Origin of the sequence: Arcticibacter svalbardensis MN12-7, from assembly GCF_000403135.1 — a bacterium.
In the GTDB taxonomy this organism is placed as follows: Bacteria; Bacteroidota; Bacteroidia; order Sphingobacteriales; family Sphingobacteriaceae; genus Arcticibacter; species Arcticibacter svalbardensis.
This window is the reverse complement of record NZ_AQPN01000135.1, coordinates 1-3,626: the sequence shown is the minus strand read 5'-3', so window position 1 is coordinate 3,626 and position 3,626 is coordinate 1. Positions and strand designations below refer to the sequence as shown.

General features: G+C 39.4%; 2 protein-coding genes. One reads left to right on the top strand and one right to left on the bottom strand.

Annotated features, from left to right (window positions below; genetic code table 11):
• Window positions 1–478: 478 nt before the first annotated feature.
• Window positions 479–1,444 carry a hypothetical protein gene (locus ADIARSV_RS17740; RefSeq protein WP_016197026.1) on the bottom strand — a complete coding sequence of 322 codons (966 nt, stop codon included), beginning with the start codon at window positions 1,442–1,444 and terminating at the stop codon, window positions 479–481.
• A gap of 598 nt (window positions 1,445–2,042) precedes the next feature.
• Here ADIARSV_RS17740 and ADIARSV_RS17735 point away from each other — a divergent pair.
• Window positions 2,043–3,494, top strand: a complete 1,452-nt coding sequence (locus tag ADIARSV_RS17735) for a DNA/RNA non-specific endonuclease (protein WP_040300570.1) — start codon at window positions 2,043–2,045, stop codon at window positions 3,492–3,494.
• The last annotated feature ends 132 nt before the right edge of the window (window positions 3,495–3,626 follow it).

Sequence of the window (3,626 nt, the reverse complement as noted above, 5' to 3'; positions counted from 1 at the left end):
GATGACACTCAATTTTTAACCTTCGCCCACTGTGTAAAAAATGCCTTTCCAAGCTCTGAGGTAAGTTTGTATATTCTCTTATAACGGTGCCACAAACTTTTCTCGTAAATTGTGTATTTGAGAGAAATATCGCCTAATATGAAAATTGGTTACGCAAGAGTCAGTACCGCAGACCAAAATTTAGACGTGCAACTTAGGCAAAATTATAATTTAAACCTTCTTTTTAACCGTAATAATAATTCGATGAAACCGACACTTTATAGCTAATAAAAATTATAATTAAACACCTATCATTGGGTTTTCTTCTAATTGAACCGCTCGAAGAAAAATACAGTGACATCAGCGACCCTTAATAATTAATCATCTTCTCTCTATTGGATAACAAAAAATAGCTCGTTTCTTAAAGATAAACGGATAAACAGAGACAACAGGTGTTTTACAGAATGTAAATCAGGAGTGTAAATTTAACCGTAGAACTTTAGTTCTTCTTGAACGATACCCGCTTTCCTGGCGAAGCATCCGGAGGCACCTGCTTTGATTTTACTGTGTTAATGCTCACAGGTGCCAGTTTACCTAACCGGGAATCCAATCCCAGCATCAAAAAATTGCCTTTATAAAACATCTCCTTGACCTTTTCTTCCCTGTCAGGATAATTGGATCGTTGCCTATTAACCTCTCCTAATGGGTATTCAGAGGGCTTTTTCGATTTAAAGGTTCCGATGATGGCACAGGGACTGAATTCTTTATTATTCAGCAGGATGCTTTCATTCGTATGACTTACAAAAGAATACAGCATCAGCGACATACTCACCAATGCCAAACAATCCTCAGGAACCTTTTCTGTAAAAGTGACTACCTGTCCATCAATGGTTTGATACCCTTCCAGGTCGATATCCTTAAAGCCCAAGTTTTCATAGTACTCCTCCCTGAAGTTAAAAGCAACGAGCATTAGCCTTATGCGGTGTTTCATATAAACTCCACTAAGGTTTCGCGGCCTTTTGATCCCTGTTTGGGTGTTTAAGGAACCTAAAGTTACACTCACCAAACCATCAGCACTTTTACTCACTGTGTGGCTCATCTGCAGTACTTCATGCAGTTTACTATTGGCATTAAAGTCCATTCCCTGCAATAAAGAAAGATCCCCATCATGCAGATCCCTTTTCCCTTTTTCCCCACTTACATTATTCAACAGAGACCTATACACCATCTGTGTACTCCGATACACTGCCGTTCCGTCTTTAAAAAAATAAGCCGGTTCAAATGCAGTCCTAATCACAGCCGCTGCAGAACTTGAAAGTCCAAACTCAGTAGCGCTCCTGATCGTTTTTTCAGTTTGCCTAAATGCCTTTGCTTTGCCCTGGATGATGTTCTTTCCCCTGTACTCTCGGTAAATCACCGAACCTGCGGTTCCATGTAACATTCCTTTTTTGTCTATTGAAGCCATGTTTTATAATACGTTTAAACAAAGCAAGCAATTAGGTTTCTGAATAGCAAAAGTAACCGCAAATCTTCCTAAATCTTCTCTTATATGTCGTATTAAACCTAAAATCTTCCAATACTTGAACCGAATACGGATTCGAAAAAAATCGCTAAGAGGTTAGCAAATAAACTGATTAGTATTATAAGCATAAAAGAACGCATAAGTATCTGGTCTAAGTCCGACTTTTATTAGCCCACATCGGACGCATTACTGACGCTTATTGCAATCTTATCAGAATAAACACCTACCAAATTGCTACTTGTAACCGATCATCGCTTATGCCACTTGTTTTTCGATATAACGAAATATGGCAGATGAATTTCCTAACATTTTGTTAATATTTCCGCAATATGCAATTCTTTAATTTTATTATTCCTAGAAAAAACATAGTTATTAAGAATAGAAAGTATGAATTAACGGCTGTTCTTATTGGCTAGGAAGCACTATTAAAATACTTTTATTGTATAATCACTATTACATCGGTTTTTCCCCAAAAAGCAGTAAATCATTTCTTTCTACACATCTTAGAAATTCTCCAAATCACATATTCAATTAATACAAAATGAAAAATTTACGATTTAACTACAGGAACGTTTTTTTTTGTGCGTTTTTGATGCTTACGCTGTCTGCATGTTCTAAGAAAGATGATATGAAGCTGGACGATACCCCAGACCCTGTGGACACACCTTCAGTACCAAAGCCTTATAGCATAACAGAGGATTTTGATGCAGGAACGAAGGGTGCTTATGCCGTAGACAGTGTGCAGTTACTCACCGGTAAGTGGACGTTGAGCGATGCATTAATAGGAAATCTTGCTGCTGATGCCAAAAACGGAACCAAATCGATACGGTTGCGCAACGGATATGTAGCCATGAACTTTGATGTGGCCGGATTAAAAACCTTATATATAAAACATGCCAAATATGGTACTGATGCCACATCAACCTGGCAATTACTCATGTCTGCTGATGGTGGTAAAACCTATACACAAGTGGGTGCAGATATCTCAGAAACAAGCACTACACTGGTAACAGACTCTTTTAGTGTTGCTGCTACCGGAAAGGTTCGTTTTCAAATAAAAAAGATCGGAACAACCAGGATCAACCTGGATGATATTACTTTTAAAGGTACTGGTGATCCCGGCGTTACTGTAGGAGCACCAGACACCGAGCCGGGCGATTCTCCAGGTACTGGAACTGCTACGCCTGGTCGTGGAACTCCTATTGCTGGCCCAGATGCCCCTTCGGCAACGGGCGATAACTCAAATTTGCTAATGGGCAATCCTTCGAATGCGGAGTCGGCAGCAATAATGGCTGATAACTATTTGATCGATCAGCATTATTATACCGAAAGTTATAGTATGTCACAAGGACATCCAAAGTGGGTAAGCTGGCATTTAGATGCTTCTAATATTACAGGTGTAGCCTCACGACAAGATAATTTTGCTTCTTTTACTGGCCTTCCCAATAGCTGGTACCAAGTGCAAAGTACCAGCTATTCGGGATCAGGCTTCGACCGTGGTCATAACTGCCCGAGTGCTGACCGTACTAGTTCGGTAGAGGCAAACTCGTCCACATTCCTAATGACTAATATGATACCACAGGCTCCAAATAATAATCAAAAATCATGGGCCTCTTTTGAGAGCTATCTGCGTACATTGGTACTTAGTGGGAATGAAATTTATATCATAATGGGCACTTATGGCACCGGTGGTGTGGGTTCAGTTAGCACAACTGTAACCAGGACTATCAATGACGGCAAGGTAAACGTTCCGGCAAATGTTTGGAAAGTAGCTGTTGTGCTTCCCGTTGGAAACGGCGATATTTCGCGTGTATCATCCGCTACGCGTGTTATTGCAATTAACACTCCTAACATGAATTCGATCGATGCGGATTGGCATAAATATATTGTTACCACGCGCGATATAGAAACAGCAACAGGATATAATATCCTGTCAAGCCTTCCCCAGAATGTTCAGGATGTGATAGAAAAAGTAAAGGATTCGGGTAATTAAGATTCCGGCAATTAATAATATGAATGTTTTTTTGAATATAGTAGCGGGCATCTTAATATTTATAACTCATGAGTGAATTTTTCATCGTATATGGCGACTTATAAGGTAATAGTTTCTAGAATCAATATGTTT

Bases quoted from the DNA above. Each gene is read 5' to 3' on its own strand.
- ADIARSV_RS17740 (WP_016197026.1), bottom strand. From the start codon at position 1,444: ATGGCTTCAATAGACAAAAAAGGAATGTTACATGGAACCGCAGGTTCG.
- ADIARSV_RS17735 (WP_040300570.1), top strand. From the start codon at position 2,043: ATGAAAAATTTACGATTTAACTACAGGAACGTTTTTTTTTGTGCGTTT.